The sequence below is a fragment of the Pengzhenrongella sicca genome, assembly GCF_017569225.1.
Classification (GTDB): Bacteria; Actinomycetota; Actinomycetes; order Actinomycetales; family Cellulomonadaceae; genus Pengzhenrongella; species Pengzhenrongella sicca.
The window spans coordinates 3,091,585-3,109,009 of record NZ_CP071868.1; the positions used below are offsets into that span (position 1 = coordinate 3,091,585).

The 17,425-nt window shown below is 72.5% G+C and carries 17 protein-coding genes; 12 read left to right on the forward strand and 5 right to left on the reverse strand.

Translation table 11 applies throughout. From position 1 onward, the window contains the following. Positions 1–23: 23 nt before the first annotated feature. From J4E96_RS14205 to J4E96_RS14245, 9 genes are all read left to right on the forward strand, one after another. Positions 24–629 carry a CDP-archaeol synthase gene (locus J4E96_RS14205; protein ID WP_227422738.1) on the forward strand — a complete coding sequence of 202 codons (606 nt, stop codon included), beginning with the start codon at positions 24–26 and terminating at the stop codon, positions 627–629. Further along, positions 626–3,274 (forward strand): PEP/pyruvate-binding domain-containing protein, encoded by a 2,649-nt coding sequence (locus tag J4E96_RS14210; protein ID WP_227422739.1) that lies wholly within the window; start codon positions 626–628, stop codon positions 3,272–3,274. Before J4E96_RS14205 ends, J4E96_RS14210 begins: the two co-directional genes overlap by 4 nt. Next, the gene (locus J4E96_RS14215; RefSeq protein ID WP_227422740.1) at positions 3,271–3,876 is read left to right on the forward strand and encodes a CDP-alcohol phosphatidyltransferase family protein; all 606 of its coding nucleotides are present in this window, start codon (positions 3,271–3,273) and stop codon (positions 3,874–3,876) included. The genes J4E96_RS14210 and J4E96_RS14215 overlap by 4 nt, the downstream gene beginning before the upstream one ends. Further along, positions 3,876–4,775, forward strand: coding sequence for a phosphatidylserine decarboxylase (locus J4E96_RS14220; protein ID WP_227422741.1), 900 nt, complete (start codon positions 3,876–3,878; stop codon positions 4,773–4,775). The genes J4E96_RS14215 and J4E96_RS14220 overlap by 1 nt, the downstream gene beginning before the upstream one ends. Then, positions 4,772–5,701, forward strand: coding sequence for a UbiA prenyltransferase family protein (locus J4E96_RS14225; RefSeq protein ID WP_227422742.1), 930 nt, complete (start codon positions 4,772–4,774; stop codon positions 5,699–5,701). The genes J4E96_RS14220 and J4E96_RS14225 overlap by 4 nt, the downstream gene beginning before the upstream one ends. A gap of 26 nt (positions 5,702–5,727) precedes the next feature. Next, complete coding sequence (locus J4E96_RS14230) at positions 5,728–7,950, forward strand: PEP-utilizing enzyme (RefSeq protein ID WP_227422743.1); 2,223 nt, start codon at positions 5,728–5,730, stop codon at positions 7,948–7,950. Continuing rightward, a complete protein-coding gene (locus J4E96_RS14235; RefSeq protein ID WP_227422744.1) occupies positions 7,947–8,999 on the forward strand; it encodes a hypothetical protein in 1,053 nt (350 codons plus the stop codon). The genes J4E96_RS14230 and J4E96_RS14235 overlap by 4 nt, the downstream gene beginning before the upstream one ends. Before the next feature lie 140 nt (positions 9,000–9,139). Beyond that, the gene (locus J4E96_RS14240; protein ID WP_227422745.1) at positions 9,140–10,108 is read left to right on the forward strand and encodes a diacylglycerol/lipid kinase family protein; all 969 of its coding nucleotides are present in this window, start codon (positions 9,140–9,142) and stop codon (positions 10,106–10,108) included. An 82-nt stretch (positions 10,109–10,190) separates the two neighbouring features. Beyond that, positions 10,191–10,865: an LON peptidase substrate-binding domain-containing protein gene (locus J4E96_RS14245; RefSeq protein ID WP_227422746.1), complete on the forward strand. Its 675-nt coding sequence runs from the start codon at positions 10,191–10,193 to the stop codon at positions 10,863–10,865. A gap of 24 nt (positions 10,866–10,889) precedes the next feature. Here the strand turns inward: J4E96_RS14245 and J4E96_RS14250 are convergent, their stop codons facing one another. Next, a complete protein-coding gene (locus J4E96_RS14250) occupies positions 10,890–11,621 on the reverse strand; it encodes a VOC family protein (protein WP_227422747.1) in 732 nt (243 codons plus the stop codon). Between the two features lie 237 nt (positions 11,622–11,858). On the opposite strand from J4E96_RS14250, the gene J4E96_RS14255 reads away from it, so the two are divergent. Continuing rightward, on the forward strand, positions 11,859–12,227 hold the full coding sequence (locus tag J4E96_RS14255) for a YciI family protein (RefSeq protein WP_227422748.1): 369 nt from the start codon (positions 11,859–11,861) through the stop codon (positions 12,225–12,227). Positions 12,228–12,230: 3 nt separating this feature from the next. After that, the gene (locus tag J4E96_RS14260; protein ID WP_227422749.1) at positions 12,231–13,490 is read left to right on the forward strand and encodes an RNA polymerase sigma factor; all 1,260 of its coding nucleotides are present in this window, start codon (positions 12,231–12,233) and stop codon (positions 13,488–13,490) included. Positions 13,491–13,498: 8 nt separating this feature from the next. Here J4E96_RS14260 and J4E96_RS14265 read toward each other — a convergent pair whose 3' ends face one another. Beyond that, complete coding sequence (locus J4E96_RS14265) at positions 13,499–13,783, reverse strand: hypothetical protein (protein WP_227422750.1); 285 nt, start codon at positions 13,781–13,783, stop codon at positions 13,499–13,501. Positions 13,784–13,931: 148 nt separating this feature from the next. Further along, complete coding sequence (locus J4E96_RS14270; RefSeq protein ID WP_227422751.1) at positions 13,932–14,669, reverse strand: TetR/AcrR family transcriptional regulator; 738 nt, start codon at positions 14,667–14,669, stop codon at positions 13,932–13,934. 135 nt (positions 14,670–14,804) lie between these two features. Between J4E96_RS14270 and J4E96_RS14275 the strand changes: the two genes are divergently transcribed. Further along, a complete protein-coding gene (locus tag J4E96_RS14275) occupies positions 14,805–15,425 on the forward strand; it encodes a DUF5701 family protein (RefSeq protein ID WP_227422752.1) in 621 nt (206 codons plus the stop codon). Between the two features lie 89 nt (positions 15,426–15,514). Here J4E96_RS14275 and J4E96_RS14280 read toward each other — a convergent pair whose 3' ends face one another. After that, the gene (locus J4E96_RS14280; RefSeq protein ID WP_227422753.1) at positions 15,515–15,796 is read right to left on the reverse strand and encodes a hypothetical protein; all 282 of its coding nucleotides are present in this window, start codon (positions 15,794–15,796) and stop codon (positions 15,515–15,517) included. Then, positions 15,796–17,346: a glycosyltransferase family 2 protein gene (locus J4E96_RS14285; protein WP_227422754.1), complete on the reverse strand. Its 1,551-nt coding sequence runs from the start codon at positions 17,344–17,346 to the stop codon at positions 15,796–15,798. Before J4E96_RS14285 ends, J4E96_RS14280 begins: the two co-directional genes overlap by 1 nt. Positions 17,347–17,425: the final 79 nt, after the last annotated feature.

Below are 17,425 nucleotides of genomic sequence, written 5' to 3' on the forward strand. Positions count from 1 at the left end.
AACCGGCATGGGATCCTGTGCACGTGAGCTCCCCATCGGTCGGCGTCCTCGCCGGTCAGGCGTACGTCACCCTGGCGCCGGTGATCGTCGCCGCGGTCCTCAACATGGCGTGGGTGACGTCGTCCTGGGCCCGCTCGCTCGCCCGCCCGATCGACGCGGGCGCGACCTGGTCCGACCGTCGCCGGGTGTTCGGCGACAACAAGACGTGGAAGGGCCTGCTCGGCATGGTCGTGCTGGGCGCCGCCGCCGGAGTGGTCTGGGGTCAGCTGATCCACGGCACGAGCCTCGAGGCGTACAACCTCTTCTACGCCCGCCGCGACCCCTCCCTCGGCTTCGACGCGTTCACCGGCGCACTGCAGGGGCTGGTCTACGCGGTCTTCGAGCTTCCGAACAGCTTTCTCAAGCGGCGGGTCGGGATCCGCCCGGGAACCCGGCCCGCCGGCAACTGGGCGGCGGCTTTCGTCGCGCTCGACCAGATCGACTCCGTGCTCGGCTGCGCGTTGCTGGTGCTGGCGTTCGCACCGGTCGGCTGGGCCTTCGTGCTGGTCACCACCGTGGTCGGCGGCGTCACCCACCTCGTGCTGAACCTGGCGCTGTACGCCCTGCGGCTGCGTAAGCACGCGCTGTGACGGCCGCCTTTCGCGACCTCGGCGCGCCAGTCGCGGGGCTGGCGGCCGCGCCGGTCGCGGGGCCGGCGGCCGCTGCGGGACCCGTCGGAACCCTCGGGCTCGGGGGCAAGGGCGACTCCCTGGCCGCGCTGATCGCCGCCGGCTTCGACGTGCCCGCCGGCTTCGCCGTGACCACGACCGCCCTGCGCCAGGTCGTCGAGCACAACGGGCGGCGGGAGGCGGTCCTGGCCGCGCTCGGCCGCCTGGACCCGCACACGCTGCCCGAGGTCGTCGTCGACCTGGCGGCGGCGCTCGACGGGCTTGAGTGGCCGGCGCACCTGCTGGCCGAGCTGACCGAGCAGGTCCGCGAGCTCCGGGGAGTCCAGGGAGTCGGGGGCGGGCGCTTCGCGGTCCGGTCCTCCGCCCTGGCCGAGGACGGCGCCGCGCTGTCGTTCGCCGGCCAGTACCGGACCCTGCTCGAGATCGAGGCCGACGACGTCGCGGCCGCCGTGCTGGACTGCTACCGATCCCTGTTCGACGCGCACGTCCTGCACTACCACCTCGACCACGGGGTGCCCGTCGACCCGGACGCGATGACCGTCCTCGTCCAGCACCTGGTCGAGGCGGAGGTCTCCGGCGTCACGTTCACGGTCAACCCGGTGACCGGCCACGACACCGAGCTGGTGATCGAGGCCGTTCGCGGCCTGGGCGAGGACCTGGTCGCGGGGCGGGTCCGGCCCGTGCGCTACGTGCGGGACTGGTTCGGGCGCACGACCGCCACCATCGCCTCCGCGGCGGACCACCCGGCCGGCGGCCCGCTGTCCGACGCGCAGCTCGACGCCGTGGCCGACGTGTGCCTGCGCGTCCAGCGGCACTACGGCTTCCCCGTCGACGTCGAGTGGGCCATCGCGGACGACGCGGTCCGGCTGCTCCAGGCCCGGCCGATCACCCGGCTCGGCTATGCAGGCATCCGCGACCAGTGGACCACCGCCAACTTCAAGGACAGCGGGGTCTCGGCGACGGTGTGCGCCCCGTTCATGTGGAGCCTGTACGAGTACGTCTGGGAGGACTGGCTCCCGACGTACCTGCTCGACTCCGCGCTGCTGCACCCTCGTGAGCTACGCCGTGTCGGCGACCTGTTCTACGGCCGGGTGTACTGGAACCTCTCGGTGGTCAAGCGCGCGATGGAGGTCGCGCCGGGGTACCGGGAACGCGCCTTCGACGCCGAGCTCGGGGTCAAGATCACCTACGCCGGCAACGGCACGGTCACGAAGCTCAGCCCGCGCACGCTGGCCCGGGTGGCCAAGGTGGCGCTGCGCCAGCGCGCGATCGTCGCCGCGCGCCGCGCGGCCGCGCCGGAATTGCTGACCGAGCTGCTCGGCCGGTACGACGCCCGCCTCGCCGAGCTCACCGGGGCCGCGAGCGCCGCGGACGTCAAGAGCCGCTGGCGCCAGGTCGTCGTCACCGACTACCACCGGAGCGAGGGCGTCTACTTCTGGCAGGTCTTCATCAACCAGGTGCACCTGGCGCTCGACCGGGACGCGATCGCGTCGGTGGTCGGCCACGACGGGTACCTCGACCTGATCGCCGGCCTGGACGACGTCTCCCACCTGCGCCCGTTCTACGACGCCTGGGCGCTCACCCGGCGGCTGCGCGCGGATCCGGACGCCCTGGCCTGGTGGCGAGGCACGGATCCCGACGAGATCGTCGCGGCCCTCGACACCGGGTCGCTCGAGCATCGGCTCGACGAGGCGCGGGCCATGATCGACCGCTTCGGCTACCACTCGGTGCGGGAGATCGACGTCACGCATCCCGACTTCGACGCCGACCACCGTCCGGTGGTCGCGATGATCCTCGACACGCTCGGCCTCGACGACGGCCATGACCCGCACGCCGATCGGCACCGCCTCACGCAGCGGCGCGCCGACACGCTCGCGCGCGCGCGGGCCCGGCTGGTCCGCCGGGTCGCTGGCCGCGAGGTGGGCCGACACCGGTACGCGGCGTTCGCCCGCCGCGTCACCCGTACCCGCCAGCTGCTGTGGTGGCGGGAGGAGTTCCGGGACTGCTCCACCCGCCAGTACCACCTGATCCGGGTGGCGTCCGTGCGGCTCGGCGAGGTCCTGGTCGCCGAGTCGGTGCTGGAGCGGGCCGACGACGTCTGGTACGCCAAGGCCTTCGACCTCGTAGCGTTCCTCGACGGGTCGATGAGCGCCGACGAGCTGCGCCGGCAGGTGTCCCGCAACCGCGCCTACTACGACTCGTTCCGCAACCACGCCCCCGAGAACGAGATCGGTCACGCCTTCGACGGCGCCGGGCAGGTGCTGCCGGAGACCCCGGGAGCCGTCCTCGGCATCGGCAGCAGCACCGGGTCGGTCACCGGCACCGCCCGCGTGATCACGGGCCTGGCCGACATCGGGCGGCTCAACCCGGGCGAGATCCTCGTCACCACGTTCACCGACACGGGCTGGGCGAGCAAGTTCGCGCTGATCTCCGGCGTCGTCACCGAGTACGGCGGCATCCTGTGCCACGCTGCCACGATCTCCCGCGAGTACGGCATCCCGTGCGTGGTCGCGGCCACCGGCTGCACCACCCGGATCCCGGACGGAGCCACGATCCATGTCGACGGCCCCTCCGGCCAGATCATCGTCCTGAGCGAGGGCCGATGATCCTCGGCAGCTGGCACCGCTCCGTGGTGCTCACGTACGTCGGCGCGGCGACGTCGGCGCTCGGCATGAGCCTGGCGATCAGCGGCCACCTTCGTGGCGCGGTGGCCGCCCTGGTGGTGGCCGGGCTGGCCGACCTCTTCGACGGCCCGCTCGCCCGCGCCACCACCCGGACCGACGCGCAGCGCGCCTTCGGCGTCCAGGTCGACTCGCTGACCGACGTCGTCTCGTTCGTGGCGTTCCCCGTCGTCCTGGTCTCCGCCCTCGTCGGCGAGCCGTGGGTGGTGCCGGTGCTGGCGCTGTACACCGTCGCCGGCCTGGCTCGCCTCACGCACTTCACCGTCGCGGCGGGCGCCGACGACACGCCGCGCCAGTTCTTTCACGGCCTCCCGGTCACCTACGCGGCGCTCGTGCTGCCGCTGACCGCGCTACTGCGGCCGCACCTGGGCGCGGCGTTCGGCCCCCTCCTCGCGGCGGTCACCGCGGCGCTCGCCGTGCTGTTCGTCCTCGACGTGCCGGTCCCGAAGCCTGCGGGCGCGGCGTACGCGGGGCTCGGCCTGCTGGCGGTGGCGACCCTCGTCGCGCTGGCCGTGGTCGGGATCTGATGGTCGACGTCTGGGATCGTCGCAGCGCGCGCACCTACACCGAGCCCCAGGTCGCCGCCGGGGCGTTGCGCGCCCTGTACGGCACCCGCGGGGGCCGGCGGCTGCTGCCGGCGGCGACCCGCCGCCTGCTCTCGGAGCTGCTGGCCCTGAGCCGCCGGCGGCCACGGTCGGCGGCGAGCATCCCCGCCTTCTGCACCCGGTACGGCGTCGCGCTCGAGGACGCCGTCCGGCCGCCCGCGACGGCGCGTCATCCGCAGGGGTGGACCAGCTTCGCCGACTTCTTCGTCCGCGACTGGGCGCCCGGCGCGCGGCCGGTCCCGGCCGATCCCGCCCTCCTGCTCAGCCCCGCCGACGGCAAGCTGCTGGTCGGCCCGATCGACGCCGGCCGCCGCCTGCAGGTCAAGGGCGTCTCGTATGCGCTCGCCGACCTGCTCGGCGGCGACGCGCTGGCCGACCGGTTCGCCGGGGGCACCTGGTTCGTCGTGCGGCTGACCGTCGACGACGCGCACCGGTACCTGCACGCCGCCTCGGGCCGCTGCGTGGCTCGCGGGCGGGCGGGCCGCGCGCTGCACACCGTCGGGCCGTGGGCGGCCGGGCGACCGGTGCTCGTCAGCAACCGGCGCTGGTACACGGTGCAGGAGACCGAGGCGCACGGCCTCGTCGCCCAGATCGAGGTCGGCGCGATCCTCGTGGGCCGGGTGCGCAACCACGACTGCGGCACCTGCCGGCGCGGCACGCCCAAGGGCCGGTTCGAGCTGGGCGGCTCGACCATCGTCGTGCTCTGCCAACGCGGGGCGGTCGCCCCCGACCCCGACCTCATCACCTGGTCCGCGCGCGGCGTGGAGACCCGAGTACGCGCCGGCGAACGGATCGGCATCGCCACAGGAGGCAACGCATGAGCGTTTCAGAGGTCGTGGCCCCGACGTGGTTCGGGCGGGTCCGCACGTACCTGCGGGAGATGTTCCCGGTCGGGCCCCGCCTGCTCGTCGCGGCGATCCTCTTCTTCGAGATCTACTTCGTCCTGCTCCTCAACGAGGGCGTCACCGAGTTTCGCCTCGGCGCCGGGGAGCTCGTCGGCGCGTGGTCGGTCTTCGCCTTCCTGCTGGTGCTGCGGATCGCCGACGACCTCAAGGACGTCGACGTCGACCTGCGGCTCTTCGCGCACCGGCCGCTGCCGTCGGGGCGGGTGCGCACCGCTGACCTGAGGGTGCTGCTGGGGATCGTCGTGGCGGTCACGACGGTGCTCAACGTCGCGTTCATGAACAACCTGCCGTACTTCGCGCTGCTGTTCGGCTACGGCACCGCGATGAGCCTGTGGTTCTTCGCGAAGAGCAAGATCCAGCCCAACCTCTTCCTCGCCCTGATCACGCACAACCCGGTGCTGATGGTGCTGAACGTCTACATCCTCAGCTTCGGCGTGATCAAGTACGGCCTGGACCCGTTCAGCCTCACCACGTTCCTGCTCGCGTGGACGATGTATTTCCCGGGCCTGATCTGGGAGGTCGCCCGCAAGATCCGGGCGCCCCGCGACGAGACCGCGTACGTCACGTACTCCAAGCTGTGGGGCTACCAGAAGGCGGCGCGGTTCGTCCTGCTGCTGATCTGGCTCGACGTCGCCACGAACGTCGCCCTCGTGTTCGCCGTGTCCCGGCTCGCGCTGATCCCGCTCGCCCTCAACGTGCTCTGGATCACGCGCACGATCCTGCGCTGGCGCCGCGACCCCGACGCGTTCGCGATCGCGCCCGCGGTCGACCGGTACACATACACGGTGGAGGGTCTGATGGTGGTGGCGGTGGCCACGTACCTGACGCTCGGGTACTTCTGATGGGGCTGGGCGGGAAGGCGGCGGGCATGGCCTGGCTGCGGGAGGCGGGCGAACGGGTGCCGCCGTACTTCGTCGTCGGGCTGGCGCCGGGCGCGGTGCCGCCCGAGGAGGCGCTGGCCGTCTTCGACCGGACGTTCGCCGCGACCGAGACCGTCGCGGTGCGCTCGTCGGCGCACGACGAGGACGGGCCGCTCAGCCGGGCGGGGCACTACCTCACGAGGCTCGACGTCGCGCGAGCCGAGCTGCCGGCCGCGGTCGCCGCGGTGCTGGCCAGCGTCGGCGACGGCGCCGCGGTGGTGCAGCGGATGGTCCCGGCGGAGCTGTCGGCCGTCCTGTTCACCGCCAACCCGTTGGGACTGCGCAACGAGTCGGTGGTCACCGTGGCTGCGGGCGTCGGGACCGCCGTGTCCGACGAGACGCCGGCGACGACCGGGTACGTCAACCTCACCGACGGCCAGGCCTGGACCGAGTCCCCGCCGGGCGCCCCGGACCTGCCGGGCTGGCTGCTGGACGAGGTGGTGGCGACGGGCCGGCGGCTCGAGCTCCTCGCCGGTCACCCCCTCGACGTCGAGCTCGCCGTGCTCGGCCGCGAGGTCTGGGTGCTCCAGGCCCGCCCGATCACGACCCTGGGCGACGGCCCGTCGGTGACGCTCGACTCGTCGAACATCGTCGAGTCCTACCCGGGGCTCGTCTCCCCGCTCACCGCGTCGTTCGTCCCGCTGGCGTACGAGGGCGTGTTCGCCAGCCTCGCGCAGCGGATCACCCGGGACCCGCGCGTGGTCGCCGCGTACGCGGAGACGGTCCGCACGATGGTCGCGGCCCACTCCGGGCGCATGTACTACCGCATCGACAGCTGGTACCGGCTGATGCAGCTGGCCCCCGCCTCCCGCTGGTACATCCGGGTCTGGCAGGACTCGCTCGGCGTCACCGACCGCGAGTACGACGAGCCGCCGATCGCGCTGAGCCGGCTCGCTCGGCTCCGGGTCGGGATGCGGCTGCTGCGCGAGCTGGCCGCCGCTCCCGCCGGGCTCGTCGCGCTGCGAGCAACCGTCGAGGCCGAACGGGAGTCATTCCCGGCCCGGCTCGCCGCGTGCGCCCGCCCGTCCGAGCTCGGCGCGGAGTTCGAGCGGCTGCACACCCTGCTGTTCAGCCGGTGGGACGTCACGCTGCTCAACGACGTGCGCGCCTTCGTCTTCCCCGCCCTGGTCGAGAGGTGGCTGACCCTGCGTCGGGATCGCGACCCGGCCGGGCGCACCCGGGCCCTGGTCTCGACCGGGGCGCTCGAGAGCCTGCAGCCCCTGCTGGCTCTGCGCCGGTTCGTGGCCGACGCCCCGCCGGAGCTCGCCGCGATGGACGACGACGCCGCGCGGGCGTACGTCGCCGGCGCGGGCGAGCTCCCGGCCCGGCTCCGCGCCTACCTGGCGGACTACGGGGACCGCTGCTTCGAGGAGCTGAAGCTCGAGTCGGTGACGCTGCGCCAGGACCCGGCCCTCCTGGTCACGCTCCTGGTCGCGGGCACGCTGGGTCCGATCGCCGAACCCGCGCCGACGACGCACCCGCGCGACCCGGTGCTCCGGCTGCTCGTGTCGCGGGCCCGGGCCGCGATCGCCGGCCGGGAGTCGTCCCGGCTGGATCGGACGCGGGTCTACGGGATGGCCCGCGACCTCGTCGTCCGCAGCGGCGAGCTCGCCGACCAGGCCGGGCGGCTCGACGACCCGCGCGAGGTGTTCTGGCTCACGCTCGACGAGGCGTTCAGCGACGAGGGCGACCGGCGCGGGGAGATCGCCGCCCGGCGCCGCGACCAGGCGGCGTTCGCGCTGCTCCCCCACTACCGCCGGCTGGTGTTCACCGGCGAGCCGTTCGACCGGCGCCCCGCGGGCTCGGTCGCGCTCGCCGCCGCCGTCGACGCCACCCCGGGGCGCTTCACGGGGACCGCGGTCTCCGGCGGCACGACCACGGGCTCGGTGCGAATCGTCACCGATCCCGCCGCCGTGCGGCCGGACGCCGGCGACGTGCTCGTCACCACGATGACCGACCCGGGGTGGGTGTTCCTGCTCGCCGGGGCGAGAGCGGTGATCGCCGAGCGCGGATCGCCCCTGAGCCACACCGCGATCGTCGCGCGCGAGCTCGGCGTGCCGATGGTCGTCGGGGTGCACCAGGCGACCCGGCTGCTCCGGGACGGCGACGTGGTCGAGGTGGACGGCACCGCCGGGATCGTGCGGCTCATCGACCGGGAACCGGCACGGTGATCGCCGAGGTTCGCACCCCGGAGCAGCGCTCCGCCTTCGTCCGGCTGCCGGCACGGCTGAACCGGCGCGGGACGTACGAGCAGGCGGGGCCGGCCGAGTCGGCCCTGCTGGCGGGGACCCACCCGCTCAGCGGCACCCTCACCCTGCGAGCGTGGCTCGCGGTGCGCGGCGGCGACGTCGTCGGCCGGATCGCCCTGACCACCTACCCCGGCGACGAGCGCACCGGGTACGTCGGGTTCCTCGAGGCCACCGACGACCTGAGCGCGGCGGAGCTGTTCGACGCGGCGGCGCAGGCGAGCGCGCTGGAAGGTCGCACCGCGCTCGTCGGGCCGGTCGACGCCTCGTTCTGGTGGCGGTACCGGCTCAAGGTCACCGGCTTCGACGAGCGGCCCTACTTTGGTGAGCCGCTCAACCCGCCGAGCCACGTCCGCTGGTGGCAGCAGGCGGGGTACGCGGAGACGGATCGCTATCGCAGCGCCTACACCGTCCGCCCCGGCCGCCACCTTGTCGTCCCGCGATTCGAGCAGCGCGCGAGGCTCTTCGCGGCGCGCGGGTTCGAGGTCCGCGCCCCCCGGCCGGCCGAGTGGGACGACCTCCTGGGCGACCTGTTCGGCCTGCTGGGCGAGCTGTACGCGGACTTCCCGACGTACCGGGCCATCTCGGCGCAGACGTTCCGGGAGCTGTTCGCGCCGATGCGGCAGATCGCCGACTTCTCGGTGCTGCGCATGGCCTACCGCGACGGCCTACCGGTGGGGTTCCTCGTCGCCTTCCCCGACTACGGGGTCGGCCTGGCGTCGGCGTCCCGGCCCCGGCAGCTGGCCACGCTGGCCCGCCATCGCTGGCGCAGCGATCGCTACGTCCTGCTCTACCTCGGGGCGCGGCACCCCGGTCTCGGCTCCGCGCTGATGCACTCGTTCAGCCTGGAGATGGTCCGGCGCCGGGCCGCGGTGATCGGCGCCCTCTCCCACGTCACCAAGCCCACCGCCGGCTACGCCGCCGCGCAGGTCCGGGCGCGCAGCGACTACCTCCTGCTCCGCCGAGAGCTGTGATCCGGCGCCGGCAACCTGCCCTCCTCGCCGCGATGGCGTCGCCTAAGTCGCCGCCGCGCGGTCGATCTGCCACCCTTGCCGAAGCCGACTGCGACACCCGCGCCGCGCCGCATGCAGACCGCTTGCTCCGGAGGAGGATCGTGAACGAGACCGTGACCGCGACGGATGCCGTGCCTGCCGAGACCAGCGCCGCCGGTGAGGCCGCGGGCGCACGTGGCCCGCTCCCCACCGCGGTGATCGTCAACCCCGTGCGCGTCGACGACATCCCCGCCCGGCGGCGCGCGATCGAGTCCGAGCTCGCGGCGGCCGGCTGGCCCGCGCCGCTCTGGCTGGAGACGACGGCGGACGAGCCCGGCGCGAGACAGGCCCGCGACGCGGTCGACGCCGGAGCCCAGGTCGTGTTCGTCTGCGGTGGCGACGGCACCGTGCGGTCCTGCATCGAGGGGCTCGCCGGGACGGAGGTCGCGCTGGCTGTGCTGCCCGCGGGTACCGGCAACCTGCTGGCGACCAACTTCGGTGTACCGACCGACACCGCGGCGGCCGTGCGCCTGGCCACCCACGGCGGGCGCCGCCGGATCGACGTCGGCGACGCCGGCGGGCAGGGATTCGCCGTGATGGCCGGCATGGGCTTCGACGCGGCGCTCCTGGATGACGCCTCGACCAAGCTCAAGGCGGTGATCGGGGCGCCGGCCTACGTGCTCTCCGCCGTCAAGCACCTGCGGGACCGCCGGATGCACGTGCAGATCACCCTCGACGACGCCGCGCCGTTGCGCCGGCGGGCACGCACCGTCGTGATCGGCAACGTCGGCCGCCTGCAGGGCGGCGTCCGGCTGCTCGCCGACGCCGAGCCCGACAACGGCCAGCTCGAGGTCGCGATCCTCGCCCCCCACACGTGGCACCACTGGGTCACCCTCCTCTGGGGCGTGCTGCGCCGCCACCGAGACGTCGCGCACATGGAGATCCTGCGCGCCGCGCGCATCATCGTCACCAGCGACCGGGACCAGCCCCGCCAGCTCGACGGCGACGTGATCGAACCCGGTCGCACGCTCACCCTCAGCGTGCGGCCCGGCGCCCTGGAGCTGTGCGTGCCGCGCCCCGACGGGGCCTGACCGCCCCACCGCCCGGCCCGGCCCGGAGGTCGTCCACCGAACCGCAGCGCGGCCGCGCCCCGGGTGCGGCAGGATCAGCTCCGTGCCCCTGGCGACCCGCGAGCTGGCGATGTTCCCCCTCGGCTCCGTGCTGCTCCCGGGGATGCCGCTGCCGCTGCGCGTCTTCGAGCCTCGCTACGTCGCGCTCTTGTCGACGGTGCTCGGCGAGCCGGACCGCGAGTTCGGGGTCGTGCTCATCGAACGCGGCTCCGAGGTGGGGGGCGGCGACGCCCGCTTCACCGTCGGCACTGTGGCCACCGTCGTGACGGTCGAGATCGGCGAGGGTTCGATCGTCCTCCTCGCGCGAGGCACCGACCGCTTCGAGGTGGTCGAGTGGCTCGCGGAGGACCCGTTCCCGCGGGCACGGGTCCGCGAGCTCGCACCTCTCGTCGTCGCACCGGACGGCCCCGGCGCGCTCGCATCGCTTGCCGCGGCGGAGCGGGTCGTGCGGGACACCCTCACGCGTCACAGCGAGTTCGTCGAGCTGCCCTGGCCGGCCGACGTCCGACTGTCGGACGACCCGGTCGAGCGCCTGTGGCAGCTGGCCGGCATCGCACCGATCGGGCCGCTGGACCAGCAGGCACTGCTGCGATCGAGCACCACCGCGGAGCTGATCACGCGCCTGGTGGCGGAGACGCTCGCCGCAGGCGCTGCCCTCGCGGCCGGCTGGACCGACGACGCGGGCGATCTGGACGACCCTGACGAGGAGGCGACCTGATCGCCCGCCCCTACGTCGGCGGTCTCATCGCGGGGTCCGGGTCGCACCGACGGTGCGGACGCAGAACTCGTTGCCGTCGGGATCGGTCAGCTCCACGCGGGTCGCGCCGGCGCGGCCGCCGTCGGCCCGGTTCGCCCTCAGGGAGACGAGGCGGTCGACCTCCGCGTGCAGATCCTCCCCGGCCGGCGGAGCGAGATCGACGTGCCAGCGATTCCTCCCGGACTTCGGTCGCACGGGCGGACCGCCCCACGCGATCTTCGTCCCGCCACTCGGGGACTGGATCGCGGTCTCCTGATCCTGGTCCCAGACCAGCGGCCAGCCGAGCGCGTCGCGCCAGAAATACCCGACCTCCTGCGACCCGTCGCACGCCAGCTCGGCCAGGAACCCACAGTCGGCCAGGAAGGCGTTGCCCGGCTCGATCACGCAGAACTCGTTCCCCTCAGGATCGGCGAGCACCACGTGCCCCTCCTCCGGGCGCTGGCCGACGTCGAGGTGCCGGCCGCCGAGCGCGAGCGCCCGCGCCACCGTCGACTGCTGGTGCTCGAGGGAGTCGCTCGTCAGGTGCAGGTGAAGCTGATTCGGCCCGGACTTCGGCTCGGAGGTGGCCTCGAACTCGAGCCGGAATCCCGTGCTCTCGACGGGCAGGAGCGACGAGCCGTCCGCGGCGAGTTCGCGGCCGAGCAGTCCAGCCCAGAACCGCGAGAGGAGCTCCGGGTCGATCGCGTCGAGGCAGAGGGCCGCCAGGTGCAGCGTCATCGCCCAGCTCCGATCTGCAGTCGGGATCGCCGCGGACCGAGCGAGTGGACCGCGCCGAGAGACGAGGGCAACGCTAGGGCGCTGAAGCGTCGCGAGCCAATGGCTCCGCGGCATCGACAGCCGCTGCTGGCGTGGCGCTCGTATTCACGGGGCGACAGACTGTCGATCTGCGCTCGGCCCGTTCGTCGAAGGATCGAGTGGGCGCGCCCGGTGCCCTCCGGAACGAGGATGTGCAGCATGGCGAAGTACCTGGTTCTCATCTACGGCGACGAGCAGGCATGGGACGGACGCACTCCCGACGAGCTGAGCGCGAACCACGCGGGGCACCGGTCGTTCGCGTCAGCGGCGGGCGCGCGGATCGTGGGCGGCGAGGAGCTCGAGGCGAGCTCGACGGCGACCACGCTGCGACGCGGGTCGAACGGTGGCCTGACGGTCACCGACGGACCCTTCCTCGAGACGAAGGAGGTGCTCGGCGGGTTCTACCTCCTGACGGCGGACGACCTGGACGAGGCGATCGCGCTCGCGCAGCGCCTGCCCGAGCTGTCCACCGCGCATAGCGCAGTCGAGGTCCGGCCCGTGGTCGAGCGCAGCATGTCGAGTTCCTGAGCCGTGGGCGGCTCGTCGGGTGACATCGGCGCTGCCGTCGCCGAGGCGCACCGTCGGGAGTGGGCGTGGGTGCTTGCCTCGACGGCGCGCCTCACGCGCGACCTCGGCCTGGCCGAGGACTGCACCCAGGAGGCGTTCGCCGAGGCCCTGCGAACCTGGCCGACCACCGGCGTTCCGGATCGGCCGGGAGCCTGGCTGACCACGGTGGCTCGCCACCGCGCGTTGGACGCCCTGCGACGGGAGGCGCTGTTTCGCAGGACGCTGCCTCGGCTGGTGATGGAGGACGTCGTCAGCGACCCCGGCGACACCGATCCCGCGCCCGACGTGGCCGACGACCGGCTTCGCCTGATCTTCACGTGCTGTCACCCAGCGTTGTCGAGGGAGGCGCAGGTCGCGCTCACCCTCCGCCTGCTGTGCGGCCTCTCCACGGCCGAGGTGGCTCGGGCCTTCCTGGTTCAGGAGTCGACGATGGCCGCTCGGATCACGCGCGCCAAGCGAAAGATCGCCACCGCCCGCATCCCCTACCGCATGCCGTCCGCCGATGAGCTCCCACGACGGGTCGGCGCCGCGCTCGACGTGCTTCACCTCGTCTTCACCACCGGCCACACGGCGCCGATGGGCGCGGACCTGGTTCGCAGCGACCTGACCGACAGCGCGCTGCGGCTAGCTCGACTGCTGCACCGCCTCCTGCCACAGGAGACCGAGGCAACCGCCCTCGTGGCACTGATGCTCCTGACCGACGCCCGCCGCGCGAGCCGCGTGTCTGCTTCGGGCGAGCTCGTCCTGCTCGCCGATCAGGACCGCAGCCGCTGGCACCGCGACGAGATCACCGAGGGCGTCAGCCTTCTCCTCGGCTTGCTGGAGCAACGGCCTCCCGGTCGCTACGCGGTGCAGGCCGCTCTCGCCGCGGTCCACGCCGAGGCTCCCACCTGGGAGTCGACCGACTGGGCGGAGGTGGTCGGGCTGTACGAGGTCCTGCGCGGAATCTGGCCGTCGCCCGTGGTGGAGCTCAACCGCGCCGTGGCAGTAGGCATGCGCGACGGACCCGTCGCGGGCCTCGCTGCGCTGGACCTCCTGCTCGACGAGCCGGCGCTCGCGAGCTACGGCTACCTCAGCGCTGCCCGAGGGGACCTCTTGCGCAGGCTAGAGCGATGGGACGACGCGGCGTCGTCGTACGAGGAGGCCTTGCTGCTCATCGACAACGACGTCGAGCGGGCGTTCCTGCTCCGACGGGTTGACGAAGTCCAGGCGCGACGATCCTGATCCTGAGTTCAGAAGGTGTTGTCCAGGATGAACTTGAACGGAGCCCAGACGGTGCTCCCGAGCACGCGCAACGTCGACCGTCCGGTAGCTCGTTCCCGCTGAGAGGCACCGATCGTCGCGAGAACCGCGCCCGCGACGAGACTGGCCACACCGAACCACATAGCCCACACCGGAACGGGCACGAAGAAGTCGACCAGCATGACCGGCAGCGCGACGATCACCATCACGAACCCAGCGATGTTCCAACGGTTTGGGAACTCCGCCTGCGCGCGGCCGTTCTTCGACGATGCCACGATCGAGGAGCCTAGCGACTGCGCAGGGTCCTCGCGTGAGCTTCGCAGACCGTCCAGCCGCCGAATCAGGGCGAGTTGTGGTCGGGATGTGCGAGCCAGGCGCACCGATCCGAACCACGACCCAGCATCTCCCCGCCAGCCGCGCGGCTCAGCCGTGGCTGAGGCCGATGAGGCCCTGCGCGATCGCCCTGAGCCCGAAGTCGTACTCCCGCCCGGTGTCGCGGGCCGCTGCGTAGGCCTCCCCCGCAGCCGTGCCTACGCGATGCGCGAGTGGGTAGTCGGCCGCGTCGGTGAGCTCGCCGAGGACCGGCGCCACGGTCGCCCACCAGTCGAGGTCGTCCTGCGACGCGTCCCCCGAGGTGCTTGCCAAGACGGCGGCGTTGACAGCGAACCCGGTGATGAGAGTCACCGCTTGGTCGAGCTCGACGTCGCCGACTCCGAGCGGCTGGACCGCTTCGAGCTGCCACTCGTAGAGCGCCCACGCATGGGGGCCGAGCCCGGGCCGCCGACCGCTCGCCTCGGCCAGCCACGGATGGCGTCGGTGCACCCCGTAGACGACGCCCGCCACGGCTTCGAGTCGGGCACGCACGTCTAGTTCGTGCGGGGGCAGAACGATTCGGCCAAGCGTCTCGTCAACCATCAGCGCGACGAGCTGGTCGCGACTGGTGACGTAGGTGTAGACGGACATCGCGCTGATCCCGAGCCCGGCGGCCAGGGCCCGCATCGACACCCCGGCGAGCCCGCGCCGATCCGCGACGTCGATCGCCGCGGAGACGACCTCGTCGACGTCGAGCCGTTGGCTAGGTCCCGGCTTCGCGCGCTCCGCGCCGGGCCGCTCGTGACGCCACAGCAGGCGCAGCGTCGCCGCAATCTCCTCGGGCCCCATCCTCACCCTCCTGCACGACAACGTTGAACGGCGTACGGGAACAGAGTACGGACGTCACTCGTTGCATGTCCGTACGCCGTACAGAGATGAGCCTCATCGGCGCGGATCGCCTTCCGCTGACGAAAGTGAGTTGCCATGATCCCCGCGCAGCTGAACCGCCTGCTGGATCTCGGGCTGGCCGACCTCGCAGGCATCAGCGAGTCGCAGCTCACCCGCCACGCCAATGCGCTGCCGGACGAGCCGGGCGCCGTGCTGGCGGTCCACCCCAGCCTCGCCACCGCCCGACAGCTCGCCCCGCTCGTAAGCCGCGCCCAGAAGCCGGGCTTCGTCGTCGGCGACCTGACGGACCTCGAAGGGTTCGAACCCATCGCGGGCCTCGACATCCCCGACTCCCCGCTCTACCTCGTCCACGACATCGAGCGCGGCGACGACATGCGCAACTGGAGCCCCAACGAGGCCCTGCCAGCCATCACCGGAGCGGGACGCACCCCGCTGACCATCAGCGAAGGCATCAGCTGGCTACTCCAAAAGCCCGCGCTGCTCGAGCCGAACCACTGCTTCATGACCATCGGATCTCGCAAGCGCACGCCGAAGGGACTCGACGCTCGGACACCTGCGATCTGGATCAGCGGCGGCACCGGCCACGACGGCAAGGAGAACTCGGGCGCGCCGAAGGTGGGCTGGTGCTGGGCTGGCAACCGGCACACCTGGCTCGGGTTCGCCTCCGCTCGCAACCGCAGCGCCGCCACGCCCTAGCTCCGGTCACGGCGAGTTGTGGTCCGGATGTGCGCACGAGGGTCACCGATCCTGACCACAACCGAACCCGAGCCCGTCGCGCCGTGCGGCTAGCGTGACCGCGCCTCCCGGCGGGGAGCCTCCCGCTGGGAGTCGGCTCGCGCCTGATCGCTCGGTGTCGGGTGGATGCTGCGGGTCTGCGCCCGCCGACCCCGATCGCCGATCCAGCTGCCCGGGTAGACCTTGGGCAGCATCTTCGCCACGGCGAGGGCGCTGTACATGAGGGTGTTGATCGCCACGAACGCGGCCAGCACGCCGAAGAGCCCCGAATGCACCACCGACTCGGGGAACAGCACGCCGGCGGGGACACCGATCGACGCAGCGAAGCTCATCACAGGAGCACCGTTTCGGTCTTCTGGTCCGCGCCCGGGAGCGTGTGCTCGACATGCTTCCAGCTAGCTTGCCGGCCCAGCGAGATGTCGAGGATCCCCTTGACGTAGACGGCGTTCAGGAAGATCGCGAAGGCAAGCTCCGGGAACAGGGCGAGCCCCAGCAGGCGCGCTCGCCAGCCGCCCTTCCACACCGTGACCACGCGCTCGATCGCGAACAACGCGCCGAGCCCGGCCCAGAAGGGGAACCAGACCCAGGTGCTCAGCGAGAAGGCCATCAGGGCGATCAAGACGACATACGCGGCCAGTGCGATCACCCCGTAGCCGATACCGAGCTGCTGCGCCCAGTACCGGGTGGTGGCCGGCGTGATGCCGTAGGCGCCCAGGTTCTCCAGCGCCCCGCGCTGCCACCGCAGCCGCTGCGCCCACAGGTTTCGCCAGGTAGGCATCACTTCGGTGACCACGGTGCACTCCTCGGGGGAGATCATCAGGCCGCCGAGCGACTTGAGCGCGATCGTCAGCTCGTTGTCCTCCGTCAGGGCAGCGGTGTCGTAGACGTCGCCCTGCGAGCCGGGGATCGACTGCCCGCGGCTCGCCGCGACGGTGCGCAGCGCGAGCGGGCGAAACAGCGCGGCCGTTCCAGTGAGCACGAAGACCCGTCCCCGCCGACGCCGCATCTCGCGCGCGTACCGGATGTACTCGTTGCGCTGGAACTGACCGAGCAGCCCAAATCCCGGCTGCCCGTAGAAGAGACCTCCGATGGCCATCAGCGCCCGGTCCTGCGTCATCCGATCGACCGCGGCGGCGAGGAAGCCGTCGTCGAGCACGGTGTCGGCGTCCACCACCATCACGAGGTCGTTGTCGCCCTGACCAGGCAGCAGGCGCGCAAGGACCTGGTTCAGAGCCCCCGCCTTCTTCAGGACGTTGTCGACAGACTCGACGACCTCCACCCCGGAGCTGCGGGCGACGGCGACCGTGGAGTCCGTGCAGTTGTCGGCGACGACGACTATTCGCTCCGGCCGGTGGGACTGCGCGAGCAAGGAGCTGATCGTTGCCCCCAACGACACCTCTTCGTCGTGCGCGGGGATCAGCACCGTGACCGTGACGGGACCAGCGAAGACGCCGCGCGTCGCCGCCATCACGATCTTCGGAGCCAGCGGGTTCGCGCGGAAGTTGACGGATCGACGCGACCGGGTGGTGATGCGATCATCGAGCAGGGCCACGCCGGCGGCGAGCAGGACGGCAAGGGCGACGGCCACGAGAACGACCTGCACCCGTGGCGCGGCCGTGTCGTAGAGCATGCCCCACCCTCTCGCGAGCAGGTCGTCGTCGCTCGGGGCGGCCTGCAGCGTCGCACTGTCATGGGCGACGGCGAACCAGAGCAGTGTGGCCGCGCCGCCGGCCGAACCCAGCACGAGCACGCCGACGGCCCGCCGGAACCACCCGGAGCGCCGCACCGGCGCGGCGGTGGCCGGGAGCAACGGTGCGGACGCGGCGAGTGCATCCTCCGGAGCGCGGCGCGGGTTCGGGATCATCGCCCCCCGAGGAGCCATCCGATCATCCATGTGGCTTCCCGCCCGTGTGCCGCCCGACAGTCGGGGGTGTCACCGGTTCTATCGGCCACCAGCGGGC

What these genes read in the sequence shown, in the direction of transcription:
- J4E96_RS14250 (WP_227422747.1), bottom strand. Translation starts at nt 11,621, where the DNA reads ATGACGCTGCACCTGGCGGCCCTCTGCCTCGACGCGATCGACCCGGAG.
- J4E96_RS14275 (WP_227422752.1), top strand. Translation starts at nt 14,805, where the DNA reads ATGATCCCCGCGCAGCTGAACCGCCTGCTGGATCTCGGGCTGGCCGAC.
- J4E96_RS14270 (WP_227422751.1), bottom strand. Translation starts at nt 14,669, where the DNA reads ATGGGGCCCGAGGAGATTGCGGCGACGCTGCGCCTGCTGTGGCGTCAC.
- J4E96_RS14215 (WP_227422740.1), top strand. Translation starts at nt 3,271, where the DNA reads ATGATCCTCGGCAGCTGGCACCGCTCCGTGGTGCTCACGTACGTCGGC.
- J4E96_RS14285 (WP_227422754.1), bottom strand. Translation starts at nt 17,346, where the DNA reads ATGGCTCCTCGGGGGGCGATGATCCCGAACCCGCGCCGCGCTCCGGAG.
- J4E96_RS14225 (WP_227422742.1), top strand. Translation starts at nt 4,772, where the DNA reads ATGAGCGTTTCAGAGGTCGTGGCCCCGACGTGGTTCGGGCGGGTCCGC.
- J4E96_RS14255 (WP_227422748.1), top strand. Translation starts at nt 11,859, where the DNA reads ATGGCGAAGTACCTGGTTCTCATCTACGGCGACGAGCAGGCATGGGAC.
- J4E96_RS14220 (WP_227422741.1), top strand. Translation starts at nt 3,876, where the DNA reads ATGGTCGACGTCTGGGATCGTCGCAGCGCGCGCACCTACACCGAGCCC.
- J4E96_RS14280 (WP_227422753.1), bottom strand. Translation starts at nt 15,796, where the DNA reads ATGAGCTTCGCTGCGTCGATCGGTGTCCCCGCCGGCGTGCTGTTCCCC.
- J4E96_RS14230 (WP_227422743.1), top strand. Translation starts at nt 5,728, where the DNA reads ATGGCCTGGCTGCGGGAGGCGGGCGAACGGGTGCCGCCGTACTTCGTC.